25 protein-coding genes and 5 pseudogenes are annotated in these 25,676 nt (G+C 59.4%); 12 read left to right on the top strand and 18 right to left on the bottom strand.

All coding sequences use genetic code 11. The features are described 5' to 3' along the window. Positions 1-3 precede the first annotated feature (3 nt). From wecB to V1286_RS23860, 6 genes are all read right to left on the bottom strand, one after another. A complete protein-coding gene (gene wecB / locus V1286_RS23885) occupies positions 4-1,191 on the bottom strand; it encodes a non-hydrolyzing UDP-N-acetylglucosamine 2-epimerase (RefSeq protein WP_334483399.1) in 1,188 nt (395 codons plus the stop codon). Positions 1,192-1,411: 220 nt separating this feature from the next. Further along, positions 1,412-1,636: a hypothetical protein gene (locus tag V1286_RS23880; RefSeq protein WP_334483396.1), complete on the bottom strand. Its 225-nt coding sequence runs from the start codon at positions 1,634-1,636 to the stop codon at positions 1,412-1,414. 166 nt (positions 1,637-1,802) lie between these two features. Continuing rightward, entirely contained in the window at positions 1,803-2,003 is a 201-nt protein-coding gene (locus V1286_RS23875) for a hypothetical protein (protein ID WP_334483393.1), read from the bottom strand. A gap of 426 nt (positions 2,004-2,429) precedes the next feature. Beyond that, a complete protein-coding gene (locus V1286_RS23870) occupies positions 2,430-3,134 on the bottom strand; it encodes a PEPxxWA-CTERM sorting domain-containing protein (RefSeq protein ID WP_334483390.1) in 705 nt (234 codons plus the stop codon). 439 nt (positions 3,135-3,573) lie between these two features. Beyond that, positions 3,574-4,590 carry a hypothetical protein gene (locus tag V1286_RS23865; RefSeq protein WP_334483387.1) on the bottom strand — a complete coding sequence of 339 codons (1,017 nt, stop codon included), beginning with the start codon at positions 4,588-4,590 and terminating at the stop codon, positions 3,574-3,576. 139 nt (positions 4,591-4,729) lie between these two features. Next, positions 4,730-5,137 (bottom strand): hypothetical protein, encoded by a 408-nt coding sequence (locus V1286_RS23860; RefSeq protein ID WP_334483384.1) that lies wholly within the window; start codon positions 5,135-5,137, stop codon positions 4,730-4,732. A gap of 267 nt (positions 5,138-5,404) precedes the next feature. Here V1286_RS23860 and V1286_RS23855 point away from each other — a divergent pair, with 267 nt between their 5' ends. Beyond that, positions 5,405-5,752: a hypothetical protein gene (locus V1286_RS23855; RefSeq protein WP_334483381.1), complete on the top strand. Its 348-nt coding sequence runs from the start codon at positions 5,405-5,407 to the stop codon at positions 5,750-5,752. 56 nt (positions 5,753-5,808) lie between these two features. Here V1286_RS23855 and V1286_RS23850 read toward each other — a convergent pair whose 3' ends face one another. Next, positions 5,809-6,072, bottom strand: coding sequence for a hypothetical protein (locus V1286_RS23850; RefSeq protein WP_334483378.1), 264 nt, complete (start codon positions 6,070-6,072; stop codon positions 5,809-5,811). Between the two features lie 188 nt (positions 6,073-6,260). Here V1286_RS23850 and V1286_RS23845 point away from each other — a divergent pair, with 188 nt between their 5' ends. Both V1286_RS23845 and V1286_RS23840 read left to right on the top strand, forming a co-directional pair. Continuing rightward, positions 6,261-7,724: an undecaprenyl-phosphate glucose phosphotransferase gene (locus V1286_RS23845; protein WP_334483375.1), complete on the top strand. Its 1,464-nt coding sequence runs from the start codon at positions 6,261-6,263 to the stop codon at positions 7,722-7,724. A 293-nt stretch (positions 7,725-8,017) separates the two neighbouring features. Continuing rightward, entirely contained in the window at positions 8,018-8,395 is a 378-nt protein-coding gene (locus V1286_RS23840) for an H-NS histone family protein (protein WP_334483372.1), read from the top strand. 329 nt (positions 8,396-8,724) lie between these two features. Here V1286_RS23840 and V1286_RS23835 read toward each other — a convergent pair whose 3' ends face one another. From V1286_RS23835 to rfbF, 4 genes are read right to left on the bottom strand one after another with little or no spacing between them, the layout of a single operon-like run. Continuing rightward, a complete protein-coding gene (locus V1286_RS23835; RefSeq protein ID WP_334483369.1) occupies positions 8,725-9,651 on the bottom strand; it encodes an NAD-dependent epimerase/dehydratase family protein in 927 nt (308 codons plus the stop codon). Beyond that, entirely contained in the window at positions 9,648-10,214 is a 567-nt protein-coding gene (gene rfbC, locus V1286_RS23830; RefSeq protein ID WP_334483366.1) for a dTDP-4-dehydrorhamnose 3,5-epimerase, read from the bottom strand. Before rfbC ends, V1286_RS23835 begins: the two co-directional genes overlap by 4 nt. 19 nt (positions 10,215-10,233) lie before the next feature. After that, on the bottom strand, positions 10,234-11,277 hold the full coding sequence (locus tag V1286_RS23825; RefSeq protein WP_334483363.1) for an NAD-dependent epimerase/dehydratase family protein: 1,044 nt from the start codon (positions 11,275-11,277) through the stop codon (positions 10,234-10,236). Between the two features lie 14 nt (positions 11,278-11,291). Next, positions 11,292-12,062, bottom strand: coding sequence for a glucose-1-phosphate cytidylyltransferase (gene rfbF / locus V1286_RS23820; protein ID WP_334483360.1), 771 nt, complete (start codon positions 12,060-12,062; stop codon positions 11,292-11,294). Between the two features lie 497 nt (positions 12,063-12,559). Here rfbF and V1286_RS23815 point away from each other — a divergent pair, with 497 nt between their 5' ends. Beyond that, positions 12,560-12,760 (top strand): hypothetical protein, encoded by a 201-nt coding sequence (locus V1286_RS23815; RefSeq protein WP_334483357.1) that lies wholly within the window; start codon positions 12,560-12,562, stop codon positions 12,758-12,760. A gap of 49 nt (positions 12,761-12,809) precedes the next feature. Here the strand turns inward: V1286_RS23815 and V1286_RS23810 are convergent, their stop codons facing one another. Next, the gene (locus V1286_RS23810; protein WP_334483354.1) at positions 12,810-12,977 is read right to left on the bottom strand and encodes a hypothetical protein; all 168 of its coding nucleotides are present in this window, start codon (positions 12,975-12,977) and stop codon (positions 12,810-12,812) included. A gap of 442 nt (positions 12,978-13,419) precedes the next feature. Between V1286_RS23810 and gspD the strand changes: the two genes are divergently transcribed. Then, complete coding sequence (gene gspD / locus V1286_RS23805) at positions 13,420-15,582, top strand: type II secretion system secretin GspD (protein ID WP_334483351.1); 2,163 nt, start codon at positions 13,420-13,422, stop codon at positions 15,580-15,582. Continuing rightward, positions 15,579-16,016 (top strand): hypothetical protein, encoded by a 438-nt coding sequence (locus tag V1286_RS23800; protein WP_334483348.1) that lies wholly within the window; start codon positions 15,579-15,581, stop codon positions 16,014-16,016. The genes gspD and V1286_RS23800 overlap by 4 nt, the downstream gene beginning before the upstream one ends. On the opposite strand, the pseudogene V1286_RS23795 reads toward V1286_RS23800, so the two are convergent. Together V1286_RS23795 and V1286_RS23790 are read right to left on the bottom strand one after the other, a co-directional pair. After that, a pseudogene (locus V1286_RS23795) lies at positions 16,013-16,151 on the bottom strand (IS5/IS1182 family transposase); the annotation flags it as partial. The gene V1286_RS23800 and the pseudogene V1286_RS23795 sit on opposite strands and share 4 nt — an antisense overlap. A gap of 23 nt (positions 16,152-16,174) precedes the next feature. Beyond that, the gene (locus V1286_RS23790; RefSeq protein WP_334483346.1) at positions 16,175-16,984 is read right to left on the bottom strand and encodes a helix-turn-helix transcriptional regulator; all 810 of its coding nucleotides are present in this window, start codon (positions 16,982-16,984) and stop codon (positions 16,175-16,177) included. 729 nt (positions 16,985-17,713) lie between these two features. Here V1286_RS23790 and V1286_RS39000 point away from each other — a divergent pair. From V1286_RS39000 to V1286_RS23775, 3 genes and pseudogenes are all read left to right on the top strand, one after another. Further along, a pseudogene (locus V1286_RS39000) lies at positions 17,714-17,821 on the top strand (PEPxxWA-CTERM sorting domain-containing protein); the annotation flags it as partial. 280 nt (positions 17,822-18,101) lie between these two features. Then, positions 18,102-18,344, top strand: a complete 243-nt coding sequence (locus V1286_RS23780) for a hypothetical protein (RefSeq protein ID WP_334483342.1) — start codon at positions 18,102-18,104, stop codon at positions 18,342-18,344. A 327-nt stretch (positions 18,345-18,671) separates the two neighbouring features. After that, positions 18,672-19,701 (top strand): annotated as a pseudogene (locus V1286_RS23775) (IS110 family RNA-guided transposase). Between the two features lie 468 nt (positions 19,702-20,169). Here V1286_RS23775 and V1286_RS23770 read toward each other — a convergent pair. Continuing rightward, positions 20,170-20,448, bottom strand: coding sequence for a hypothetical protein (locus V1286_RS23770; RefSeq protein WP_334367013.1), 279 nt, complete (start codon positions 20,446-20,448; stop codon positions 20,170-20,172). Between the two features lie 284 nt (positions 20,449-20,732). Between V1286_RS23770 and V1286_RS39135 the strand changes: the two are divergent. Continuing rightward, positions 20,733-21,028: pseudogene (locus tag V1286_RS39135) on the top strand (transposase); the annotation flags it as partial. A gap of 405 nt (positions 21,029-21,433) precedes the next feature. On the opposite strand, the gene V1286_RS23760 reads toward V1286_RS39135, so the two are convergent. Beyond that, positions 21,434-21,970 (bottom strand): DinB family protein, encoded by a 537-nt coding sequence (locus V1286_RS23760; protein WP_334483340.1) that lies wholly within the window; start codon positions 21,968-21,970, stop codon positions 21,434-21,436. 252 nt (positions 21,971-22,222) lie between these two features. Next, on the bottom strand, positions 22,223-22,408 hold the full coding sequence (locus tag V1286_RS23755; RefSeq protein WP_156438732.1) for a hypothetical protein: 186 nt from the start codon (positions 22,406-22,408) through the stop codon (positions 22,223-22,225). A gap of 236 nt (positions 22,409-22,644) precedes the next feature. On the opposite strand from V1286_RS23755, the pseudogene V1286_RS23750 reads away from it, so the two are divergent. Continuing rightward, a pseudogene (locus tag V1286_RS23750) lies at positions 22,645-22,738 on the top strand (IS5/IS1182 family transposase); the annotation flags it as partial. 74 nt (positions 22,739-22,812) lie between these two features. Here V1286_RS23750 and V1286_RS23745 read toward each other — a convergent pair. Next, complete coding sequence (locus tag V1286_RS23745; protein ID WP_334483334.1) at positions 22,813-23,661, bottom strand: hypothetical protein; 849 nt, start codon at positions 23,659-23,661, stop codon at positions 22,813-22,815. A 219-nt stretch (positions 23,662-23,880) separates the two neighbouring features. On the opposite strand from V1286_RS23745, the gene V1286_RS23740 reads away from it, so the two are divergent. Further along, on the top strand, positions 23,881-25,662 hold the full coding sequence (locus V1286_RS23740; protein ID WP_334483331.1) for a GspE/PulE family protein: 1,782 nt from the start codon (positions 23,881-23,883) through the stop codon (positions 25,660-25,662). The last annotated feature ends 14 nt before the right edge of the window (positions 25,663-25,676 follow it).

Below are 25,676 nucleotides of genomic sequence, written 5' to 3'. Positions count from 1 at the left end.
GAGTTACGACGCGTGGTGAAGCTGAATGATTTCGGCGGGGCGCATTTGCGGCGGCAGGACGTATCGCCGATAGAGAGCTTCGACGATCCGCTTGCTGGCGTGACCATCGCCATAGGGAAAGACCGGCCGGGCCATGCGGGCATATTTGGCGCGGTTCTTGTGCAACTCGAACAAGGCGCCGAATACCGCCTCGCGGGAGGTCCCGATCAACTCGACAACCCCTGATGCCACCGCCTCGGGCCGCTCGGTCACGTCGCGTAACACCAGAACGGGCTTGCCGAGCGCAGGCGCCTCTTCCTGAAGGCCGCCGCTGTCGGTCACCACGCACCAGGCATTCTGTATCGCGGCGACGACGTCGCGGTAGCTCAGCGGATCGACCAGCTTGATCCGGGGGTGTCCCGAAAGAATTTCGATGGCCGTTTCGCGCGCATTTGGATTGGGATGAACCGGAAAATACACCGCGATGTCGGGGGTGAGATCGACGAAGGCCCTGATCGCGGTAAACGCATCCCGCAGCGGCGCGCCGAAATTCTCGCGCCGATGCGCTGTGAGCAGGATGGTCCGCAGCCTGGGAAACTCGGCGGGCCGCGCCGGTTTCGAGGCCGCGACTTCGAGCAGCGAGTCGATCACCGTGTTTCCCGAAACGATAATCTTCTCCCGCGAAATGTTCTCGCGTGCCAGGTTCTGCGCAGCGGCCGATGTCGGGGCGCAGTGAAGGGACGTGGATACGGCGATCGAACGGCGGTGGAATTCCTCGGGGAAGGGCGCGTCAAGGCTTGGCGTGCGCAGCCCGGCCTCGACATGCACAAAGGCGATCTTGCGGTAGAACGCCGCGATCGACGACGCATAGGCGGTCGTCGTGTCGCCCTGGGCCAGAACGCAATCCGGCCGGACTTCGCCGAAATATTTGTCGAGGCGGCGAATGAGCAGGCTGGCGAGAACCGCAGGCGTCCGACAATTGCTTCGATGCGGGATGGAGAAGTCCGGGCGGAGGTCGAATTCGGCAAGGGTGCTGTCGAGGAGATCGCTCTGCTGGCCGGACGTTACGATCCGAACGGTCGCCCATTCGGCTTCGCGCAGGCGGCGGATGATGGGGGCTACCTTGATGACTTCAGGCCGGGTGCCAATCACAAAGACAAAAGTGCGGACAGGTGTCGACTGGCTGAAATGCTCTCTGCGAGGGTGATGCATACCTTGCTTTCAAAAAATCGCATCGTCCCCCACGACACGAAATAGAAATCGAAAATGCCGCTACATCGCCACTAACCCGACGGCACCATTGGAAATCGCTGGTGTTTTAGCCAGCAACCAAGAATTAGACAATTGATTTAAATAGATTTTCGGGGATTACCGTGGAAATGCGGGGAGATTTGCCTGCATGGTAAATGCGGTGCCCGTATTTATGCGGGCATCATAAATCTTGACCATTAACGCGGTCGCCGGAAATCGATTTGCGATGTGGATTGGTCGCCGGCGAGCTACGGGCTTTCATGCCCCCGGTGTAGCGAGGACGGTTCGGCGGACGCGCGAAAGAAATCCTGAGAGCGAGCTCCGCCCTTCGAATCTCTTCGCGAAGCAGCTGAATCTCGAAATAGGCTTTTACAATGTCGACCGGCATAAATGAGATCTCGATCAAGGGGTTTCCAAAGTGAACCACAAACCCCATCGCCTGGCTGGGTCACGATGTAACAATGGAGCCGGCAACGGCATCCAAGAGCAATGCCATACAAATGGGCTTGCTTCGTGCCTGGTTTTCGCCACGCGCGCTATGGAAGGCTCAATGCTTGCGGGCTGTCGCTCGTCTACCGCAGGACGCCGCGCTTTACCGCAAAAACAAAGTGATTGACGAATGTCTCCAGGCCGTCGCCCCGATTAGCCTCGAGATTTGCCGCGGCCGAACGAAGCAAAGGGTGCGGCCGTTGTTCAATGGCATCCAGATCCGCCGAAACCGCCTCAAGGGCGTATCGCAACCGTCTCAAATCGGAGCTGAGTTTGGTATCCACGGCCGCCACCGCAAAACCCTTAAATTAACCAATTAAAGGTAAAACATATGTGATAATTTTGCGGCGGTCAACGCGGGTGATTAAAAAATATTCCAATGATTTTATTTACTTAGTCCGGCGACCTTGGCGCGGTCTTCAGGTGGCAGTTTTCTGCTTTTCCTTAATTGTGGGCTGAAGATGATTGCAATCAAGGGATACGATCGCACAAAATTGCCTTGTGCGCGGCTGCGTTTTCTCCGGCACAAGCGTTGGTGGTCGGCACGACAAGCCCGCTTCCATGTCCTCATAGAGTCGATGGCGTGACGCACTGAGGTTGATGCCCGCTTTTTGTCTCTCAACCGACGTACTTGCCGCGCAGCAGGGTTCAGCACGGTACAAAAAAGAAGCCGCCCTGCGGCGGCTTCTCAGTCCAATCGGAAGCGCTGATCAGGCCGCGAGCGTTGCGCCGTTGCGACGGCGGTAAGCTATGAAACCCACACCAACGAAGCCAAGGATCAGCATCGCCCAGGTTGAGGGTTCCGGAACGGGCGTCAGCACGTCGAGCGATACGTTGTCGAAGTACTGCGAGGTAACGCCACCACCGGGTGCGAAGATACGCGTGGCCTGTAGCTGGATGGTATGCTGCCCAGCCGTAAGGTTGGTGGTGAAGTCCAGCGTGTTGTGCAGTGTCGTCGATGTGCCAGCGCCGACGAAGTCAAAGCTGTCCAACACCACGCCATCCAGCAGTACGCTCATCAATCCGAACGCCGTGAGACCATTCACGCGGGTAAATGCCGCTATATCGGCCGAGAATGTCGCCATGCCACCCGACGTCGTGAACGTCTGCGAGACGCCACCACCTTCCCCGGGAGCGGAACCATAGGGAGGATTGATCTTGCCTGCGTTCAGGAACAACGCGTTCGAAGCGCCGGAACCCGTCACGTTGAAAGAGACGACCGAGGCGTTCTGCGGCTGCGGAGCACCTGGCAAGCTCGGGGTAGCCGCGATCGTTCCGTTCGCGGTGGTGTACGAGGTCCATCCCGTCAGACCCGATTGAAAGTCGCCGTTCGTGATCACCTCGACAGCTTTGGCTGGCACAGCGGATACAACAAGAAGAACAGCGCAAGACAGTTTAGCGATAGTACCAACCATTTAATTATGCTCCCGTTGAGAGCCAGCGCCGAACACTGAATGTTCCCGCCAGGCTCCGGTCGACGACTGCGTCCCAAGGCTGGCCCAAGTGTTTATTTAAAGTTCGCCAGCTCCAATGTTACCTAATGTCGTATTATGACGCGTGAATGATACTTTTACTGTGTTGATCGCTTATGCCTCAGGCAAGCAGGTCCTCTGCTCGCGCAGCACGCCCGTCACGCAAAGGTCTTGTCACTTTCGAGCTGTTCGCATTTTTTTAAGGGGCGACCTTCCACTGTAAATTGTGGCTGCGGAGTCGCTACAGCGCCAGCGCAGCCGTCTGATCACCGTGATCGACGGCAACGCTCACGGCTGCATTCGGAGCGGCCGTTTTCGCGGCTCGCAAACGTGCCGCATGATGGGCGCTATGAGGGGTGTGGCGGACGCAGCCGAGCGTGGCTTAAGAGACGGTATCCCGCCACACGCTGGCTTCGTAGCCGTCGATGACTTGGGTGGTGTGGGTAAATTCCTCAAGCTGACGCAACGGCTCGATGATCTTGCGCGCCACCAGCACGGTATTCGGCTCGGCGTTCTTCTGCATGTGCCCGGCGACGTCGATGACGCGATCCGAGATTGTCTCGAGCGGAGTTGTGTCGTCGAAGTAGACCAGGCCCGCGTTGACGCCGCAGCGAACGGCGAAATCGGCCTTGGACAGTTTCACATCGCGGTTGAACACCTTGAGACTCTTGATGACGTCCTTGCCCGACTGGCAAGCGTCCTCCACATGGGCGAAGCATGCCATCACGCCGTCGGGCGTCCATGCCGTCTTCAACACGCCCCTGGCGCGAAAGATGCGCTCGACGAGCTTTCGATACTCCTCGAAGTCATATTGAATTGAAGCGTGATCCTCGCCGTGCTTCATCCCCGCCGAGCCGACCACGTCGACGGCAAGGAAGGCCACTTCACGGCCGAACGTGTCCAGCTTCTTCTTGGTTTCGGCAAATACCCGCAACAACTCCTGACGGTTCACGGTCTTGCCGCTTTCCGCCATTCGCAGCGTGGTCTCCAGTTCGGCGTCGAGCTTGGAGCCCGGCTTCACACCCTCCTTGCGGCGCCATGCCTGGGCCGACTTTCGCAGAAGCCGCCGGTTCTGGGCGGTTTGCGAGCGCTGGGCGATCGAGCCGGAGAAAATAGTGACGACGATGGCGAGGCCAATGAGGATCCAGTCGGAACGATCGCTGCCGGCAATGTTGGTCGGCACATATCGATGCAGCACCGGCGCGGATTTACCGAGAATGTATTCGCGCGCCTCGAACAGCTTGGCCGGGATCGTTGCGTTCTTTGGATTGTCGAACAGGACAAACAGCTTCGGGCCTACCAGAACAATTATCAGAGCGAACGTTGCGACGCCCAGCAGTTTCCTCAGTCCAAAAAGCGCGTGAACCAGGATCGATTTAGGAGCTTCACGATGAACCACTTTGATTGTCCCCAGGCAGAGCGGGCGAGACGATCAGGCGACCGCCCGACCGGCTTATAGCTTGCCATCCGCTTGAGTGGCAAATCACCCCGTCCGATCAGGCGCATATAGGGGGCAGTAACATCGGCGGCGCTTGCGCTCAGGCCGACGGTGGCTGTCCGTCCGCATTGCCTATGACCGGCCCCAGGGCAGACATCGCCGCGGCCTTCAGGCGGATCGGATCGCGCTCGCCGTCGCCGGCCACCTTCAAGATTTTGGCTGCGATCAATCGAAGCTGCTGGTCCGATGCCGGTTCGGGCAGGGAAGCCTCGGCACCTTCCAGCGCCGTTGACATCAACTCGATCGTTTGCGGACCGAAGGAGGGACCGCCAAATTGAGCATGGTCCAACTCCTCGATAATCCGGCGGGCCTTGCGGTGCTGTACGGTCTCCTCGGCCTCGAGACTTGTCGCGACATTCTGCGACGCCTCAGCCTTCGGATCGGACGCAGAACTCCGGCCTGGATGCATGAGCTTTTCAGGCACAAACAGCTCAAGAGCAAATTTCAAGGTGTCTCGAAATCTCATCTTGCTTCTGTCCGGTAGTCACCTCGGCATATGCTTGGCAAACCTATACGCTTGCACGGTCGTTACTATCGCAGAAAATCCGAATCATCTGGGAATCCAGCCTTTCGTTTTTTCAAAAAAATGCAACGTTGTTGATCGGGCAGTGGTTCGATAGGCTGTACAAAACTTTTCTTTCTCAACGGTGGTCCAGCGATCTGCCGGTCCAGCGAAGCAGTGCAGCGAAGACCGGTCTGCCCAAGGAGACTCGATATGGCACGAGCTTTCAAGGTTCGTTCCGCGGAGCGCGATGCTCAGACTGACAGCGAACGGCTCGGCTCAATTTCGGCCGCCGTTGAGGCCGCAGTCGCGTCGATCCAGAGAGAGAGAGACGCCCTGCGTGCGCGGGTCGACGCGGCGCGCGATCAGGCCGCCTTTGCCACCGGCACTGACTATGACGAATACCTGACGCGCGACGCCAAGGACGCGGCCAGGATCAAGGAATATGAGCAGCAAATGGCAAGCGGCGAAAAACGCACGCAGGAGCTCGAGCGTCAGCTTGGCGGTCTGGGTGCCATTCAGGAAGTCTTCAGCCGGTATTTCGCCGACAAAGTGCGGTAGGGACCGCTAGCCGCGGAAATTTTCGAATAATCCGCGTTTAAATCGTATTCCCGGGATTATACCCGCTCTGAGTGCCGAATATTGAGCCGGGATCGCAAGTGCAAATAAGCCGGCCGGGTCATTAGCCCCAGGAAATAGCCTGTCTGAACGGCGATGATTGGAAGTGCCAGGACGGCTAGGCTGTCCAGCAAGCCCTGGCCGTTGGACCAGGCCGAGACAACGTATGCCCCGGCGCCCAGTACAGAGAGCGGGAGCAGCGCCAAAATATTGAAGTGAAGGCCCACATAGATGCCGGCACCGCAGGCGAGGATGGGCAGCATGCGTCTACTCACTCCTTAATATGATTAAAAGCGCATTCAAACTGATTAAATGTTGCGTTGCACCCCGCCCGAGTGTATGGTCACGGGTATTAACGAAGAGTTACTTAGGCCTTTGATGGTCTGTCGGATTTATGGTCTCTGGCCAATAATCAGACAGTTGTATCAGTGATATTGCGCGGGCATTTTTCATGTCGATCGGAGCGGATATTGGCAACAAGGTAGGCCAGCTCGACAATTCCGCTGGCGGTCCTCCTGCTCGTTTCTCCAGCAACGCGGTTCCCTATTTATTATCGACCGCAGATGCCTTCGTGATCCTGTTGTCCAGCGTGGCGGGGGGCATCGGCTATCAGCTGTCCATCGGCAACGACGTGCCGAACATTCTCCCGCATTGCGCAGTCGGCTTGTTGGCCAGCTTCATTCACATCCTGCGCATGAGTGGCAGCGGTTATTACGATTTTCCTGACAGCGCCAAACCGCGCGTCGAGATTGGCGAAATACTGATTTGCTGGTTTACGACAGGGTTGCTGCTCGCCTTCTTTGCGTTTCTGCTCAAGATCGGCGTCGATTATTCGCGTGGCGCCTTTGTGGTTTTTTATTTTGCTGCGCCGGTGGGATTGCTCGCCGTCAGGAAGGGTACCAAGGTGGCCCTGGCGGCTGCCGTTTTGCGCGGCGTGATTGGCCGGCGGGACATCGTGCTGATCGGCGATTTCCACGAGATCGCCGCGCTGGAGCCCCGGGATCTCCTGGTTTTCTTCGGTACTTCCGAAGTCAGCCGCTTCACGCTCAGTTCGGAAGACGATCCCGTGAAGCGCGACGCGATCGACGTCAGCGTCATCAACTCAGCCGCAAACTTTGTCAGGCGCAACAATTGCAGGGAAGTCTTGCTTGCGATGCCCTGGGAGGATGCACCCCGGCTGGAGTTCATCCGCGAGAACGTCAAATCGCTTCCGGTGGCGGTGCGGCTCTTGCCCGACATGCGGGTTCGGACGTTGACGAATTATGCGTCATCGGCGCGTCAGCGCGTCCTCGCCATCGAAATTCAACGCGCGCCGCTCAGTGCCGCGGAACGCTTCGTCAAGCGCGTGATGGACGTTGTCATCGCATCCCTGGCGCTGGTGTTCTTTCTGCCGATCATGGCGCTCACGGCTTTCGCCATCAAGCTTGACAGTCCCGGGCCGGTTATTTTCCGGCAGTTCCGCAAGGGATTTAATGGCAAGCAGTTCATGATGTTCAAATTCCGCACCATGACCGTCCAGGAAAACGGGTCCGCTGTCGTGCAGGCTACGCGCGACGATCCGCGGGTAACGTCCATTGGCCATCTGTTGCGATCGGCAAGTATCGATGAATTGCCTCAGCTGCTGAATGTCGTCAGGGGTGATATGTCCCTGATTGGTCCGCGTCCGCATGCGCTGGCTCACGACAACTATTTCGAGACGGTGCTGAGCGAGTATGCGTTCCGGCATCACGTCAAGCCCGGCATGACCGGTTGGGCGCAATGCAACGGAGCGCGCGGGGGCACACCCACGATCGAGCACATCTCCGAACGCGTCAAACTCGACCTCTGGTACATAAACAACTGGAGCCTGTGGCTGGACATCCAGATCCTGATCAAGACCTTTTTCGAGGTGCTACGTAGGCGCAACGCTTACTGATCGGGCGAAGACATCGCGACGCTCGTGATCAGCCGGATGCCGGATTCTTTCAACCCGTGGGTGTGGGGAACCTTGCGATTTGCCGTGGATTGATACCTGCCCGGCCGCACAATCTTGAGCGGGCCTCCGGAAATATCCCGGGTCGGTCATGATTTGAGAGATATTTGAACCACTTAGGTTTAGTGCTCGGCAAACTCGCGGTTTGCGGAGATTTGTTGCCAAATCTACAATTTTGCTGGAAAGGCTCGCCGCCGGACTTATAGTTTGTTGCGAATCGTGATGGCACAGGCTGGATGAACAAGAAGCCAAATTTCGATGGAATGTCTGTAGACGAGTTATGGCAGCTCCATGAGGAGCTCAGTCAGATCTTGTCGGTTCGATTGACGTCGGAAAAGCGTGAGCTCGAGAAGCGGTTGGCGCAACTTCGGCGCGAGAAAGAGATGCGCCAATCGGAATCCGCGGATGTCCGAAGTGCGCCGCGCGAGCGCCGGAAGTACCCGCGCGTATTTCCAAAATATCGAAATCCCGAGGAGCCTTCCGAAACCTGGTCGGGTCGTGGAAAGCAGCCTCGCTGGCTCACAGCCGCGCTAAAGACCGGTCACAAGATCGAAGAATTCGTGATTGGCAAGCCGGAAGCCAGCGGCGAAGGTTCTCGCCGCCGCCGTGCATAGGCGTCTTGCAGCCGCAAAGGCTGTGTAATCGGAGGTCTCCATGAAGCTCGCGCTCTGTGCAGCGTTGTCCCTGCTGCTGATTGGAACCGCCGCGGCAGGTCAAGGCAACGTCTCGATCGGCAAGTTGCGGTTGGCAGATGCCGCCAGCGACGCCTGCTTTGCCAACTGCGCCAGCCAGAATGATGCTTGCAAGCGCGTATGCCCAACCACGCTCGGCGCTCCCTGCCAGAGCGCATGTGACAGTCAGGCCCAAACGTGCAGGGAAAGCTGCCGGAGATAGCGCAGACCGGTCGCGACGCCATGTATCGGGCTGACGCGACGGTCCGCAATTATTTTGCGGCCTGCTGATAGAATTCGGCTTCGGCATCCCAGGCCGATGGCTCGCTCCAGCCGAATTCCGCCCCGTCAATCCGGTCGGTGTTGATCCGGACCATCGGTTCGGTGAAGTCCTCCTGCTGCAGCAGCGTGACGGGGCAGGCAACCCCAAGGCGGGATGACATTTCCGTGGCGAAGCGTTGTGCAAACGCGCCCTGGCTCTCGACATAGAAGCTCGGATTGAACTTCGTCATGCCCTTCTGCAAGGGCACTCTCTCAGCAAAGGTTGCATAGGCTGCGGCCAGGAGATCGACATGAATGTTGTCCCGCACGTAGAGAGGTGTCCGTACCGCCGGAACTTCGCCCTTGAACCAGGTGCGTATCAAATAGTTGCAAAACCGCGGCTCTTCGAAAGGCCCAATCGGATTCGCGATCACGAACTTCCCAACATTGAAGTTCATGGTTTCACTCAGGAAGCGGTAATATTGCCAGGTGAGGCCTTTCGATAGTCCGTAAGGGGAAAAAGCTCTGAGCGGCGCTTCACCGGCACCTTCGTCCTGTTCGAATGCCGACCCGGTCAGCACGACGCCTGCCAGGCCGCGCGCCATCATCGCCTTCAGGACTGCGACGGCATTCTTCGTATTGTCGGCGACGGCGCCAATGACGTCGAAGTCCGGATTGCGGTAATCGCCGGTTTGGGCCGCATGCTGACACAACAGATCCCATGAGCCCGTCCCGGCGAGATCGAGAAAGCGGGCCGAGCCAAACGGGCAATCCTCGACGACTTCAGCAACTCGGCGGAGCTCGGCAACGCGACTGCCGCGCAAGTCCGAATAATCGCTGCCCCTGAGGGGGGCGACGACGGTATGGCCTCTCGCGGCAAGGCTGCGCGCAAACCAAAGACCGGTAAACGAACTGCCGCCGGTCAGAAGGATTCTCACGTCAGGCCTCGCAGGGATTCGATGCCATGGAAGACAGGGTCGAAATCCGGCCAACTGCTGTCCTTGGGCGAAACTTCAACGGGAGCCCGCGGCCACTCAATCCCAAATCGTGGATCGTCGAAGCGCAAGCCGCGCTCTTGCTCGGGAGCGTAGAACGCATTCACCAGATAGAACGCTTCGGTGTCGTCGGTGAGCGTCATGATGCCGTGCGCAAAACCCTGCGGAACAAAAATCATCCGTCGGTTTTCTGCGGTGAGTTCGACGCCGAACCACTTGCCGAAGGTCGGGGAGTCCGGCCGCAGATCGACAATGGCGTCATAGAGGGCCCCGCGGATACAGCGCACCACCTTGATTTCGGCGGCCGGGGCCAGCTGATAATGCATCCCGCGCAGGGTGCCGGCTTTTGCGCTGAGGGAGTTGTTTATCTGAACGATCGGCATCGGCACGCCGGCCGCTTCGAATTCCTTCTGGCAAAAGAAACGCGCGAAAAAGCCCCGGTCGTCACCGCGCTTTTCGAGTTCGATCGTGTAGGCGCCATGAAGCGGCGTTGGGTGAAACTTCACGATTGTCGGCCTTCCAAGATTATTGCCAACGGAGGTCGGCAGACAGCCGACCCACCGCAATGTGGTCCTTGAGCGTCTTGAGCCGCATCAGGGAAGATGTGCGGAATTCCTTGTCGGAGAATCTCATTCCGTTCAGTCCGGCTGAGAGGTTTCGGACGGACTGGGCGAGCGGGACCGCCGGGAGATGCGCAGGAGCCAGTTCGGCGAAAAGTGAAAAATCAACCTGATAGGAGCGCAGGTCCGGCGGCGCCGCCGTATTGATGCTCACCTGGGTTCCGGGCAGTTCAGCGGCCACAACCTGGGCCAGATCGCGGACCTGATAATTTCCTGCGTTGCTGCCGGCATTCACCACAAGAACCCGTCCGCCCCGGTCGGTATCGCGTCCGATGGCCCATTCAATGGCCTGTGCCATATCTGATACGTCGATCAGCGGCCGCCACGGCGTCCCGTCGCTGAGCACGGTAATCTCGCCTGTGGCCAGCGCACTCGCGACAAAGTCGTTCAAGACCAGATCGAGCCGCAGGCGATCCGACATGCCGCAAGCGGTCGCAAACCTCAGGCACGTGACCGTCATTTCACCTGCGTTGCTCGCGCGAAGCGCGTTTTCCATCGCGACCTTGGAGCGTGCATAGGCGGTGAGGGGATTGAGCTGGTCGCTCTCGCGCTTGGGGTGACCTTCGGCGGCGCCGTAAATGCTGCAACTCGAAGCGAATACGAAGCGGCCGACGCCACGCTGCTCTGCCATCTGTGCGAGCGCAACGCTGGCCTTTTCGTTGATCGCTTCGGTGACGCCCTCGAATTCCTTCCCCATCGGGTCGTTGGAGATCGCCGCCAGATGGACGACGACGTCGACGCCATCGAGCAGCTCCGGCGGAAAGTTTCTGATATCGCCGAAATGCATGCGATCCAGCAGCGACTCAGGCAGCCTGGTCGCTCCGGTAAGATTGTGGGCAAAAAATGCGGTATCGAAGCCGATCAATTCGGCGTCTGGAAATTTCTGCCGGAGGTGACGCGTAAGAATGGGACCGACATAGCCCATCGAACCGGTAATAAGAATACGCATGGAATCTTTCTTCTTTACCATTTTTTCCAGGGAGCCTTATTGCTTGACCAAAGATCTTCCAAATATCGCTTGTCCCGTAACGTATCCATCGGGTGCCAGAAGCCGTCGTGGAGGAACACGCTGAGCTGGCCATCGGTTGCCAGATTCGTCATCGGTTCTTTTTCCCACACGGTGGCGTCGCCTTCGATGTAGTCGCCGACCTTGGGGGAAAGCACGAAGAAGCCGCCATTGATCCAGTTGCCGTCGCCGCGCGGCTTTTCCTGAAAGCCGGTGACGCGGGGGCCCTGATGGTTGATGGCGCCGAAGCGGCCGGGCGGCTGTGTGCCGGTCACGGTCGCCAGACGGCCCTCGCGGCGATGGAAGGCGATACTTTCGGTGATGTCGATATCGGCCACGCCGTCGCCATAGGTCAGGCAGAAGGCGTCGTCATCGCCGATATAGGGGAGGATGCGCTTGATGCGCCCGCCGATCATGGTTTCTTCGCCGGTGTCGATCAGCGTCACCCGCCACGGCTCGGCGTGCTTCTGCAGAACCTCCATCCTGTTTTCGCGAAGGTCGAAGGTGACGTTCGATTGATGCAGGAAGTAGTTGGAAAAATACTCCTTGATCACGTAGCCCTTGTAGCCAAGGCAGATGATGAAGTCGTTGATGCCGTGGCTAGAGTAGATCTTCATGATGTGCCAAAGGATGGGCTTGCCGCCGATCTCGATCATCGGCTTGGGACGAACATCGGTTTCCTCGGCGAACCGAGTTCCCAGGCCACCCGCCAGCAATACTGCGCGCATTTAATTTGCCACTCAATACGTTGAGATTAATAGGTTTACCGCTAATCACTACATGAAATGGCGCTGCCGCGCGAGGCCGTGCCGTCATTTCGTGACAGAATGGTTTATTTGATTTCGCCCGTCAATTTACGGGTTCCGTTGCCGGGAACGATGCGCGAAATCCAGCAGGGTTCATTGCATGCCGCACGTTGAGATTGAATGCGGCCAAGTAAGGTTGACGGGTTAGCTTAATCAACGGCTTTGATTGAGCCCTTCATCGGCGAAGCTATGATGAAGCATGAAGCGAAATCGCCCGCATCGGAAAGTTGTCACCAAGCGTAAATTGCGGGCTCGGCCCGGAGACCTCGCGCAAAGATATCGGGAAGTGTGCGAACTCCGGCGCAAACTCGAATGCGTTACGGCCAAGATGGCTTCCCTTCGTCCCAGACAGCATTGAGGTGTGAACGCGCCATCATTTATTTCGGCGTGATTTGCCTTCAATGCCGGAGTTCAGTCCGATGAGCCGATACAACCTGTTTCAAGTCCCGTCGTTCAATCCCGAGCGGACGTGGGCGGACACCTGGCATCTCTGGACGGTCATGGTGCCGAGGCGCTCCATTACGGGGCGGCTGTTGTGGGGCAAGGTATGGCGCCGGCACGACGGCAGGCGCTGGATCTACAAGAAGTTCGTCGAATACGAGCCCGACGACCTCGTTTGATGGCGACCTCGTTTGATGGCGACCTCGTTTGATGGATTGGCTGCCTCGCTCAGGCGTTGCGGGACACGCCATTGCGGCGTTCTGAGCGAAATGCCAGAGCAACGCCGACGGCGATGACGGCCATCGTTGCCAGCAGACTGGCCGGAGTGGTGCAGTTGATGCACGTCCCAACGACCGAGAAGGTCTCGCTCACGGGAGCTGCGACAAGGTTCATCATACCGTCATCCTGATATTCAGGCCCGAGAAGGCGGGGCCGAAATTAAATGTAGCAGCTTCGTCCCGATTCAGCCAGCCGCAGCACTCGTTGCAGTGAGACCGATAACGCGGCCCATCGGCTGGATTTTTCAGGTCTATATTTATTGGTCCGAAACGGACCTATCACCTCCCGATTATCTTCATTGCATACTCTTCCCGAGGGATGCATGGCTCCCGCGCGCCCCACAGGCCCGGCCGATTTACTGTCGATTAACTATGATGTTTTACCAAATATTTACGCGCCAAAAATCGTCCACGGCGCGAAGCCGTTGGGGGTTCTACCTTTGTTGCCTTCTCGTAGCCGTGCGACGAGGTTAGCCGCCTGCGGGGCGGCAATACTCGTTGTGTCGGGCTGCACCACTACCCCCATCGCGACGCCTTTGACCACGGTGTCACAACCCAGATTGGCTTCGGGACAGCCGGTTTCCCTGGAGCAATCCTATGCGCATGACGGCGGCCCTACGGGCGCCGTGCCGCTTCCGTCCCCCTCATCGCCGGCCGTTGCCGTCATGGACGGCGGCAGCGGCAGCATGATCGGCGGGACGTATTCGAAGCGGAAGACCGCCGGCGCTGACGGGAACGTGGTTCTCAATCTGGCGAGCGTTCCCCTGCAGCAGGCCGCCAAGACTGTTCTTGGCGACATGATCGGCGTGAACTACGTCGTCGACCCTCGCGTCGACGGCGTCATTTCGGTGCAAACCACGCGTCCGGTCAGCAAGGCCGAGGCGATGGAGATGTTCCAGACCGCGCTGGTGCCGATCGGCGCGGTGCTCGTGCAAAGCCGCGGCACTTACCGGATTGCGCCGGCCGACCAGGCCGCCACCGGCGTGATTGCGACCGGCGATGGTCCGGCCGAGAGCGCGATCGCCGGCAACGGCATTCGCGTGGTTTCCCTGAAATACGTTTCCGCCACCGAAGTCGCCCGCGTGCTGGAGCCGATGGTGCCGAAAGGCGCCATCGTGCAGGCCGACGATGCGCGCAACATTCTCGCGCTCAAGGGTTCGCCGGCGGAAATCGAAAGCATGCTCGACTCGATTTCGGTGTTCGATGTCGATGTCATGAAGGGCATGTCGTTTGCCGTCGTTCCGGTGAAAACGCCCCAGCCGGAGAAAATGGTCGACGAATTAAAGGCGATATTCGCGGCCGAGAAAGAGGGGCCGCTCAAGGGCCGTGTCAGGTTCATCGCAAACACGCGGCTTGGCGCCATTCTGGTCGTGACCTCGCAGCCGAGCTATTTGCCGAGGGCGCAGACCTGGATCAGACGGCTCGACGCCAAGGCGGCCGGCTCCGAGCGTCAGCTTCACGTCTATCAGGTGCAGAACCGGCCCGTGGCGGAGCTCGCAAGCGTACTGCAGTCGATGTTTGCGAACGAGATGAAAGTGATGAAACCGCCGACGCGCAGCGTTTCGCCGCGATCGAAGCAGGCAAGCTTCTCCGGTAGCTCGGCAAAGTCGCTCGGCCCCGGTGGCGCGACGCCGGATATCGATCAGGGCGCGGGGATCGGGCTTCGCGGTGTCAGCCCCGGCAACGATCTGCAAAGCCTGCAGCGCGCGCTGAACAACGAGCCGGAAGCATTGACGCCGGATTCGATGGAGCCGTCTTCGTCGTCTTCGTCGTCCAATGGGGTGGGCGGTGAACCACCGCTCAAGATCGTTGCCGACGAGACGAAAAACTCGCTCCTCATCATGGCCAATGACCGCGACTACCAGCGCGTGCTTCGCGTCATCCAGGGGCTCGATGTCGTCGCCAGCCAGGTCCTGATCGAAGCCGTCATCGCGGAGGTGACGCTTAACGACAAGCTGCAATACGGCGTGCAGTGGCAGCTTTCGAAGAAGGGCACGCCGACCGCCTCATTCTCGAACGCCCTGACCGGCGGCGTTGCTTCCGTCTTTCCCGGGTTCAACTATGCCGTCAACGCAGCCAGCATAGCGTCGACGCTCAGCGCATTGAACGCGATTACACGCGTCAACGTCATTTCGACACCTTCGCTGATGGTGCTCGACAACAAGACGGCCAGGCTGCAGATCGGCGATCAGGTGCCGATCACCACGCAGACCGCCACCAGCACCGTGACGGCCCAAACGGCGATCGTCAATTCGATCACCATGCAGGACACCGGTGTGATCCTTTCGGTGACGCCGCGCATCAACGAAAGCGGCAGGGTGCAGCTAGAGATCGAGCAGGAAGTCAGCGCCGTGGTGAAAACCACCTCATCCGGGATCGACTCGCCGACCATCCAGCAGCGGCGCGTGAAGACCACCGTCGTCGTCAATGACGGCGAGGTGCTGGCGCTCGGCGGCATGATCCAGGAGCAGGCCCACAAGACCAGCAACCAGATTCCGCTGCTCGGCGACATACCCGGGCTTGGCGCGGCGTTCTCCAACCGGGGCGACCAGGTTCAGAAGACCGAGCTCGTCATCCTGATCACGCCCAAGGTTGTCCGCGACGGCACGGAGAGCCGTCTCGTCACGGAAGAGTACCGGCGCAAGATGCATGTCTACATGCCACACACGACGTCGCGCGAGCGTACGCCGGCCAACACCATGCAGCGGATCATTTCACAGTGAAGCGCCGAGCGGCCATAAGAAATTTCTGGCTGTTGTCGAGCATGGCCTGCTCGCTGGCGGGCTGCGTGACCTATGCCTATCCGATCGAACCGCCGCCGCCCTATGCCGTCCTGCCGGTCGATGAATCGATGAGCTGCAACGGCATCGCTGCGTCCTTCCGTTACGCGGCGCGGCGCGCCGCCCGGCTGGAGTATTGGCTGGCAGTGGGACCCTTGGCGGGCTATGGCTACGAACGATATCCGCTCGATGCACCCAAGCAGCTCATCGATGAACGCAGGCGGCTCGACGCGCTCGCCGATCTGCAGCGCTACAAGGGCTGCACCGTGATGGAGCCGGGCCCTGCCGTCGTCGAGGAGCGCTTGAAGCTCGAAGGCTCGGTCCGTCCGCCGCCACCGCCTCTGGCGCCGCCGGTCGTGCTCAACTCAAAAGGCTAGGACGCGGACTCATTAGCGCGCAGCCATAGCCTGATCGATGCGAGTTGAACGAAGGCAAGGTAGTTGGCGGCAAGCTTGTCATAGCGCGTCGCAACCCCGGCGGCAGTGCTTGATCTTGTTGAAGAAGCGCTCGATGTACGGACTGCGGCTGTAGTTCGTCATTGCAGCTTTCCGAGCCACAGCGCAGCGAGCGTCGAGCGATTTCGTACGCCGAACTTGCCGTAGATCGACTTGACGTGGAAGTGCGTGGTGTTCGGACTTTGATCGAGCCTCTGTGCGATCTCCTTTTCCATGTGCCCATCGAGCAGTGCGAGCAACACCCGGCGTTCAGCGGGTGTCAGGGGCGCGTTGGCGATGAGCAGACCATGGCTGAGCAATTGTTGACGGTGAAACCATCTCAACCCGCGCATCACGAGGCCCAGACGCTGGCCGTCCTGCGCCGAGAAGCGGGGTGCCTGCGCATCGCGAAATACGAAAAAGCGAATCCTCACGTCATGATTGAGCGCAACGCGTACGGAAATGCTGTCGGCGAAGCCGACGTCCAAATAGTGCCGCCGATAGTGCTCGCCGTCGAACCATTCCGGCGGCAGCGTTTCGAACAGCAGGCGGACACGGAACGGCTCATCTCCCGACATGGAAAGGATCTGAGACAGGTCGACGTGGTCAGACCAGAGCGTATCGTACTGCTTTTGCACCGATGCTGCCACCGCCGGCATCGGATCCAGCACCCGGACGAGGCGCGGACGCCAGCCGAGCAAGGGATCGGCTCGCTTCGGCGAAGGCAATCGCACGACCACACCCCATAGTACATTGCGTGCCGACAACATGGTGCGCAGCGCGGACATCAGGTGTGTCAGCGCGGCGTCGGCGTCGCCGACTGAGAAGTCGGCCAGTTGATCCCAGAGTGCGTAGATTTCTTGTTTTTGCGGATCGGTAGGATCCGTGGATAGATGCATGTCATTTCCCAACCGTGTGCAGGTCGCCGACCTGCGCAGGCATACATAAAGGACGTCGAACCACCTTTCTAGGTAGTTTTCAGACTCATCAAGTGGCGCGATTGTTCGGCACGGTTGCTGGGATATTTTTCAGGGGAAGCTGCAATGAAGAACTTCGTATTGTCCACGATTCCAGCATTGGCGCTGGGTATCGCAATGACTTTGCCGGGCGTGACCGAAGGAAGGGCAAGCACAATCACGCAAATTGTTGATTTGACGCGCACCAGTTACCGAGCCCCTAATCCTAATGGTGTCGGTAGCACGGCGTTTTCTCAGTTTGATTCGGCTCTCGGAACGCTGACCAGCGTAACATTCGGACTTCCGGTGGACGGTTGGTATCCTTCATCGGGCGGTTGGCTTCCTTATCTATCTTTCATTTACAAAGGCCCCACTGTCGCCGGTAGCAGCGTCGATCCGCGCTATAATTTGTATTCGGGAGACTTCCAGATAGTGGGAACTCCCTACAATCCAATTCCACAGTCCACCAACTCCGGAACCACAACGAGTTTTAATTTCAAAAATACTTCTGACAGCGATCTGGCTTACTATATCGGACTGGGGACGCTGACACTCACCTACTCCGACAACCGCGAGACTGTCGCGGACTTTTGGAATATCAACGTATTTTGCCCTTTGCAGAACTGCACAACTGCCCCCTCTCATCCGGAGATGGCGATTACGTACACCTATACGGAGGCAGTCGCCGCCGTCCCCGAAACGTCCACTTGGGCCATGATGATCCTGGGTTTTGCTGGCGTCGGCTTCATGAGGTATCGCTGGAAGAGCCTGCCTTCGTTTCGAGTAGTCTGATTCCAGCCTTTTCAGGGCCCCAAGAGGCCGCCTCAGTGGGCGGCCTCTTTCATTTGTCGATGTCGTTCCATGTCGCCTTCTGGCACTTTTGAGACGTGCCGACGCACGGCAACGATGTCTGTTTACAGGGGAAGACCGGAAGTAGTCGGCCGACGGCCAAAGTGACGCGATTGACCCGAAGCGGACGAAGCGCGGGCGGAGGGGCGCGGTACAGCCGCGAGCCTACCAATTGGCCCAGACGATGATTGCAGCAGGTAGAAGTATCGCGCCGAGAATGCTGATGGCGAAGACAACGGAGCGCGCTCTTACCATGAGCGTTACGGTTCGCACCATCGTACCTGCGGCGGTCGAAATCACGGGAATAAAAGCAAAAGCCAAGCCGATCCCCTCCAATCCGGTCCGCGTCGTTGTTGTCATGACAGCATGGTACCACATGGCGGACCAGATGCTGAGGAGGACGGCGACTGCGACAGCATATGCGAGCAGCCACCGCCACGATGGCATCAGCAATGGCAGCGCATAGGGTACGAGGAGAAGGAGCACAACCTGAAGGGCCATTCGGCGCGTTCGTCCTTTTGGCGGACACCACATTTCTTTAACAACCCATTGTACCTCAGCAATCCTACGCCGGGTCAGCGAATGATGACGTACTTAACGCAGACTTTCCGCTGTTGGCCCGAACCAGACCAAGCCGGCCAGCCTGTCGATGTCCGTTGATCGGGGTTGACCGGAAGTCGCTGTGGTCCGGTCAAACCGACGCGAATGATGTGGTGGACGACGCCCGCTCCCGGCATCGAATGTGCCAAAGGGTGATTGTTCAACAACGAATCACCGGAGGGGGGTCGTCCACATGCAGGTTAGCACCATCGGCGTTGATCTCGCCAAGAACGTGTTCCAAGTGCACGGCGTGGATAGTGCGGGCAAGGTCGTCATCACTCGTCAGTTGCGGCGCAAGCAGGTCATCATTCTTTAGCAAGATTCCCCCTTGCCTGGTCGGCATGGAAGCCTGCGGAACCGCTCATCATTGGGCGCGTGAAGTCTCTAAGCTCGGTCACACCGTGCGCCTGATGCCGCCGAGCTACGTGAAGGGCTATGTCAAACGGTCGAAAAACGATGCTGCCGACGCAGCCGCCATCTGTGAGGCCGTGACACGCCCATCGATGCGGTTCGTGCCGATCAAGTCGGCCGATCAGCAAGCCTTGCTGATGTTGCATCGAACGCGGGATCTTTTAATCCGTCAGCGCACGCAGCTGATCAATGCGCTCCGAGCCCATCTTGCCGAGTTCGGCCTCGTTGCGGCGACGGGACGCGAAGGTCTCGCGCAGCTTGCCGCGATCATCACGGACGAGATTAATCGCGAAGCTCTTCCATCTGCGATGAAACAGGCATTGCAGGCCCTTGTCGATCAACTCGCTGCTCTGGAATTGCAGATCGGGACCCTGGATCGCGCCATTCACGCCCATCATCGTGCCAATGATATGAGCTGTCGCCTCGAGACCGTGCCCGGGATAGGCGTGATCGGGGCCACGGCCATCGCTTCCACTGTCACAGACCCGAGTGACTTCAAATCCGGTCGGGATTTTGCAGCATGGATCGGACTTGTTCCGCGGCAGCACTCGACGGGGGGCAAGGAGCGGCTCGGCGGCATCTCCAAGCAGGGAGATCGCTATCTCCGACGGTTGCTCGTCATCGGTGCAACAGTCGTTGTTCGACACGCCCGGCAGCAGCCGCAAAAGCACCCCTGGATCATCAGGCTGCTGGCCAAGAAGCCGGCCAAGCTCGTCGCCGTTGCCGTTGCCAACAAGATGGCGCGCATCGCTTGGGCGATCATGGCCAAGGGAGGATACTATCGAGCGCCGGAGCTTGCTGCAGCCGCCTGAAGAGGCTTGGCAATGGGAGCCAGAGGCGACGGCGGAGCAAGACAACCGAATTGCGAGGGTGATGATGGCGTGATGCGAAACGGTCGAGCCGTCGATTGGGACAACCCGCTTCTGGGTCATGGGCGTCAAAGCCCGTGCGAATGATTGGGACCCGATCCGCGGACTACATCAGGGCCAGCGGTCATGGTGCCGCGCAAACAGGCCGGACACATGACTTGTACCCGACCGCAAGCCGAACGTCAGATTCTTCTTGCAACGCGGGCGTCGTCCACACTTGACCCAGAGCCGACATGGAGCAACCCGCGCACCTGATACCTCCACACGCAGGCACGATAAAAAGATCTGACGGCGGGGGTGAAGCGGGCAAAAGAAGTTTTTCTCATGAATGTGCGGTCATACGCGTCAGCAGCAAAAAGGCCCGGCACACATTACGTTGCCGAGCCATTCCTTTTGCCTCGAAGACAGAGCTTACTTCTTCTTGGTCGTCGTGGAAGAACCGGTCGTTGTCTGATGGCCCGGCGCGTATTCAGAGGCGCCCGGTCCGGTAGATTTCGCTCCGGTCTTCTTGGCGGCCTTCATCTTGTGGCCCGGTGTATATTCCGAAGCGCCCGGACCCGTGGAGGGCTTGCCGGTTTCCTGTGCTTTCTGCATCTGCTGGCCGGGAGCGCTCTTCGTGGTCGGCGACTGCGCGAACGCAGACGAAGCGAACAGTATGGTGCCGGCGACGATCAAGAATTTCTTTAACATGTGATTCCTCCTCCATTGGTGGATGAGCGCAGTCAACGTTTCAAGAACTCCACACGTTCCAGTAAAAGGGGAATAGTTTCCTGAACAGCCGTTCAGGTAGGCGTCGAAGCCATATGCGAGAACCGGTTGGGCGCGCCGGCGCGATGGTACGCGACAAGTAATGATTGCCGCCGCCAGTCATCCACGCCATCGCGGCGGTCGTATCGAGCCTGGATGGAGCGGCAGTAGCGACAAAGACGTGATTGACTAGCGCGCCCAACTTCCGATCTTGGCCCAAGGACTAAACCGCTCGCGCGGTAGGCCGCTTCCTCATCCACGTCCTGCCGCACGGCTTCCACCGCATCCGCCACTACGCCTGTTGGCCAGCGGCACGCGCGCCGACAACATCGCCCGAGCGCGTGAGTTGCTCGCCGTTTCAAACTCCCAGGCCGAGCCCACCGCTGCCGCCGCCGAACCCGGCAAGCCGATTTGTCCATGCTGCGGCGGTCGCATGATCATCATCGAGGTCTTCGCGTGCGGTGCAACGCCACGGCATCGGCCGACAGCTCCAACGAACCGCATCAGGATCGACACCTCATGACCGCGTCACACCCCCGCAAATCTGATCGTCGCACTAGCTGCCTCTCGACCGGCCACGGTAGAACGCGCTCAAATATCCAGTCGTCATCTCAAATCGTCCGACACTTCACTGCGGTCGACGCGACCCGCCGCTCATCCCACAGCCGTTTCACCGTCCACCGGCTTGCTGGAGCGCCTCGACTCCATTCACACACCTCATCCGCGGCACTCAAATTCCCATAGTTCTCGCCGCGCTACCCACGTGCCCCTCCCGCGGTTTCCTCCCTTGGAGGTTTGCGGACGCCGGCCCCGTGCCCGCAGCACCACCGTCATGGGGCCGGCATCCGAAAACCTTCACATAAGCCGACATGGGTCGAATCGAGCTGAGCTCAGCCCGAGACTGCGCGTCAGCCGACTACCATGGTCTTCAGACAAGGGACGCGAGATCCGGTGCGGTGCCGCCCCTTTGAAACATCAAAAGGTCCAGCGAAGGGGGTTCGGTGCCGGTGACGATTGAAAGACACGCGTGGCAGTGCCCGCGATGATGAGTCTGGTGGTTGAACAAGTGCGATAGGATGTCGGCAAGGATTTGCTCCTGCGGCGAGCCTGACGTCGTTCGATAGGCGACCTTTGCGGCAAGTTGCGCATTGTTGTATTGCTCAACGACCGAGATCAGCCGCGCATCTTCGGCCAGCCGCGCTTTGGTTAGATCCGCCCGATTGTCGTAGAGGATTGCGTTGAGTTGATTCGGATGCTCGCCCTGGCCGGTCAACCGCTTCAGCCAGATTCGATCCGTCAGTAGCAAGTGGTTAAGTGTGCCATGCAGGCTATCGAAGAAAACGCCCGTCGGCCGCCGATAGGCCTCCTCCGACAATCCGAGCGCGGCAGCGTAAAGGCGGGCGTTGGCCCAACGATTGTAGGCGGCGAGTTGTTGAAAATGACCTTTCATCATAATTTCTGTCATCGCATTGATCTCCGGTGGATTCCAATAGCAACACGGGCTGTGATGAATCGTTCAAGCATCGGTTATCAGGAACAGGTGACAAGCACGGAGCGCCTTGGAGCGAGATGAGGTCCGTTATGGGTCATTCGCGTCGGTTTGGCCGGACCACGGCGACTTCCGGTCTACCCCGGTGAACGGACATTCTCAGGATAGGCGGGCATGTCTCAAAGGTGCCATAAGCAAGCGTGCATGACTTATGCTTAAGAGCAAACGTTAGGCTCGAGGCTCCAACTGATCCGCATTGAAAATATGCAGCATCCCCGCGAATTCTGGATGATCAGCTTCGACCACATAGCGCACTGCACCAGCTTGGGTCGTGAAAACTGAAACTATAACACCCGGATAGGCGTAACCCGTCCGCTTCTTCACCAAATCGCCGACCTTTAATGACTGGGACATTTATTCCTCGTATAGCCGCGAACAGCAGTAGCGATAATCTCCGTCTAAGACGCAAATAGTACATCGTGCAATGAGTACGAGCATCAAAAGTCCGCGTTGGGTCGTTCGCGTCGATTTTGGCATGTCCCCAGCGTGTCCGGTTAGGGGTTAATCTCGGAAATGCCGATTGTCCGATTTTGCCAGGTGAAGGCATCGGTTCGGACGTGATTCAAGCGCTCAAATCGGGGCCTCGAATCATGCGGTATGAACTGACGGACTTTGAATGGGTTGTCATCAGGCCGTTCCTTCCGAACAGGCCGCGTGGCATTCCCCGTGTTGACGGCCGGCGCCTCGCATCAATCCGAATTCGGTTGCGCGCTAATGGGTCCGCGCCCTGGTTGCAGCTTCATCGTCGATGCGGAAGGTCAGCTTGCCGCCGCGTCGCGAACGCGCAGGCACGCGCGCCCCGTACCCTGGGAGCGTTCCTGCCGCGGGCTTGATGAATCGATATCTCCGCGCCGCCATTCGCGGACCACGAAGGGGCGTCCATTTCCACCCTCCAGCGAGACCAGCGCCTCCCGTATGAAGCGCGTGCCGTCCGTGGCGCTGATATCCGCGCGGATGGTGATGCTGCCGCCCAAGGGCATTCCCCGCCTGGAGGCCGCCTGCTTCGGCTGGACATTGAGCAATCGAAGCATGGCGGGAGAGGCCGCTTCCATGTCCGGCTCCGGCCGCCCCGAGCGAACCGTGACGTGGCGAAGCGCTGCCCGAAACAACCGGGGCGACATGCCGTCGAGCTGGTCCAGTTGCATCACGGTGGTGAAGCGTGCCTCCGCGGGCCCTGCGGCTGGTGTGCTCTGTGCCTTGGGTTTGCGGAATTCGATGATCTGCGCGGCGATGCGGGTGCCTGTCGACTGATCGCCGGTGAGCGCGGTGAAGAAGCGCGTCAACGCGGTTGGGCTCGCCGTGTTCAGGTCGATTTTTCCGGTCTCTTCCTCGAGCGTGATCGTGGCGCGTTCGCCGCCGGGCAATCGGCACCGTAACGGAAAATTAACGGCTTGGTCGGGCGCAGCTGTCAGCGCCGTGGCAATCGCCAGGTTGACGGCGCTCTCTGCCGCCATCTCGGCAGCGGTCACCGAGGCGTAGTTCGAGGATGTCTTGGTGCGGTAACGCGCACCGACGATGACAGCCATTCCAAGCAGCGTAATCAGGCCCAAAGTCCAGATCACGGCGACCAATGCGAAGCCCGATTGTCTGGCGCTGGAGCGGGGCAAAGAAGGGCAGTCCGGCCGGTCGGGGACGGGAAATCGGTTCGATCGAGCCTTTGGCCGGTTTGCCACGTCAGGAAGCCTTGCTGGGCCGACCAGGCGGCCTGACCTCGCGTCTCCCCGATATTTACGCGGGAATGGCAAACAAAGCGTCAAACAGCTTGTGTTAATTAAAATCCCCTAAAATTGCGCCGACGCAGACCCCGTAGACCGCCGAGCGCGCGAATGTCATTCGATATCCAGCAATTGTTGCGCCCGGCCGCGCTACCAGGCCGGGGAACGGAATTGCCGAGGCCAAGGGACGCCGGCTTCGCGCAGGCGTTTTCCGACCTTCTGATCGGCAAGGACCTGGTCGATCCCGCCGCCGTCGGCCGGGCCCGGCGGGCCGCCGAAGCGGCTTCCGAGCGTTTCGATCTCGTGCTGGTCAAGCTCGGCCTGATTTCCGAGGCCGACCTCTGTCTGGCCTACGCGACCTATTGCGGTCTGCCGCTGATCGAACCTGTGGATCTCCCGGCCCGGCCCGTTCTGGCGGATCGGTTGCAGTTCTCTTTCCTCAAGACCAATCGGATCCTGCCGATCTCGTTCGACGGCAGGCGCCTGTTGATTGCGACCGCGGATCCCTTTGTCGACGAGTCCGTAAAAGCCATCAGCTACATGCTCGACGTACGCGTCGATCTCGCCGTGATTGCTCCGGCGGAAATCGAGCGCGCCTTGCGGACGCTGTATCAGGACGCGGCGTCCGAGACGCAGCCCGAGGAAACCGACGACCTCGCGATATCAGGCAATGACGGCAGCGAATTCGACGTCGAACGCCTGCGCGATATCGCCAACGAAGCGCCGGTCATCCGGCTGGTGAATCAGATCATTGCGAGGGCCGTCGAGCGTGGCGCGTCCGACGTGCACATCGAACCCGGACGTGATGCCGTCGCCGTTCGATTCCGCGTCGACGGATTTTTGCAGCAGGAGCGCCTCGTGCCCGCGACGCTGCGGGCAGCACTGACCACGCGCGTGAAGATCATGGCCAAGCTTGACATCGCCGAGCGGCGGTTGCCACAGGACGGCCGCATCAAGACCGTGGTGCGCGGCGTCGAAATCGACATCCGTGTCTCGACCTTGCCGACGGTGTTCGGCGAAAGCGTCGTGATGAGAATCCTCGACCGGACCCGGGTGGAGCTGGACTTCACCAAGCTTGGGCTCGACGGCAAAACGCAAGCATGCCTCCAGCGCCTGATGGCGCTTCCGAACGGCATCATCCTGGTCACCGGCCCGACCGGCAGCGGCAAGACGACGACGCTCTACACTGCTTTGAAGGATCTCAATCGACCCGAACTGAAGCTGTTCACCGTGGAAGATCCGATCGAATATCAGCTCTCCGGGATCAACCAGATCCAGGTCCAGCCGCAGATCGGCCTCGACTTCCCCACGGCGCTTCGCTCGATCCTGCGCCAGGACCCGGATATCGTCATGATCGGCGAAATCCGCGACCTCGAAACTGCGCGCATCGCCATCCAGGCGGCGCTGACCGGCCATCTGGTGTTCTCGACCTTGCACACCAACAGCGCGATTGCCGCGATCACGCGCCTGATCGACATCGGGCTGGAACGTTACCTTCTCGCCTCGACGATCGCGGGCGTGATGGCACAGCGTCTGGTCAGAAAGCTTTGTCCCGCCTGCGCGCGACCGCATAGCGACGATGAGCGGGCCCATGGCAAGCTCAAGATGGCGATCGCAGGCAATCCGCGAATGGATTGGTCGCACAGCCGGGAGCCGGTTGGCTGCGACGCGTGTGGCAACACCGGCTATAGCGGCCGCACCACGATATCGGAACTGCTGGTCATCGACGACGCCATCCGCGAAACGATTGGAAGAAGAAGCCAGGACCAGCGTGCGATCGAGCAGATCGCGCGTGAAGCAGGCTTTCACACACTCTACGAGGATGGCCTGATGAAAGTCGGGGCCGGCGAGACTTCGCTCGAAGAAGTCCTTCGCGTTACCCGCGCGTCCTAAAGGGAGCATCGGCC

This window comes from Bradyrhizobium algeriense (genome assembly GCF_036924595.1).
Taxonomy (GTDB): domain Bacteria; phylum Pseudomonadota; class Alphaproteobacteria; order Rhizobiales; family Xanthobacteraceae; genus Bradyrhizobium; species Bradyrhizobium algeriense.
The sequence above is the reverse complement of the archived record's forward strand: the minus strand, read 5'-3'. Positions and strand labels throughout refer to the sequence as shown.